Here is a 703-nt window from a genome sequence, read left to right as displayed (position 1 = left end):
CAGCCGTGTGTGCCGAATGCAGGCAGTACTTTACCGGCACCGTTGAGTGTGAATAGCGCGGGCCGGACGCCATCACCGGTGACCAGCGCCTGCTTACCGGTGCGCAGTGCGTTCCAGGCCAGCGTGAGATTGTTTTCTCCGACCCGGCTGTCTGAGTCGCTGATGTCAATGGGTTCACCGCCGTCAATCCGGACCTGTAGCGTTTTGCCGCTGTCCATGCTGACCTGCAGCCCTGTAGCGTCCGTGAATATGATGCTGGCAGGCTGAGAGCCGTCATCGTCGCAGGCCAGATACAGTTGTGACTGCCCCTTCCCCAGGATCACAAACTCAGACACACCCTGGGCCCAGCCCTTGCTCCACGTCTCATGATTACCGAAGGCCTGTGCCATTACGGGCATCAGCGCACAGGTCAGCAGTAAAGCGGTGCTTATTAGCTTTCTTTTCATTTTTAAAACTCCTTTGGTTGTCGCCCCCCTGTCAGCAGGGGGATATCTGCATGATTTAAAATGGAACACTGACAGCCATAAGTATCCCGTGCGGATTTTATAGCCACAAAAGTGCGGGGGATAACGATGAAATTCGATCGAACCGATCGATAAAATCGTTCGTCACCAGACAAAAGAATTCATCGAAACCAAACATTCCTTAACTGAGTATTTGGTCAGTCATGGAAAACTGATATTCCCGTCTGGATTAATAGTGC

Annotated in this window: 1 protein-coding gene; it reads right to left on the bottom strand. The window is 52.6% G+C overall.

The features are described from left to right. On the bottom strand, positions 1–446 hold a 446-nt coding region (locus AAIR21_RS27745), incomplete at its 3' end, for a hypothetical protein (protein ID WP_434682825.1). Positions 447–703 lie beyond the last annotated feature (257 nt).

The sequence above is a fragment of the Enterobacter sp. PTB genome (assembly GCF_051130085.1).
GTDB lineage: Bacteria > Pseudomonadota > Gammaproteobacteria > Enterobacterales > Enterobacteriaceae > Enterobacter > Enterobacter ludwigii.
Note: the sequence above shows the minus strand (reverse complement) of the source record. Positions and strands in the feature narration are given on the sequence as shown.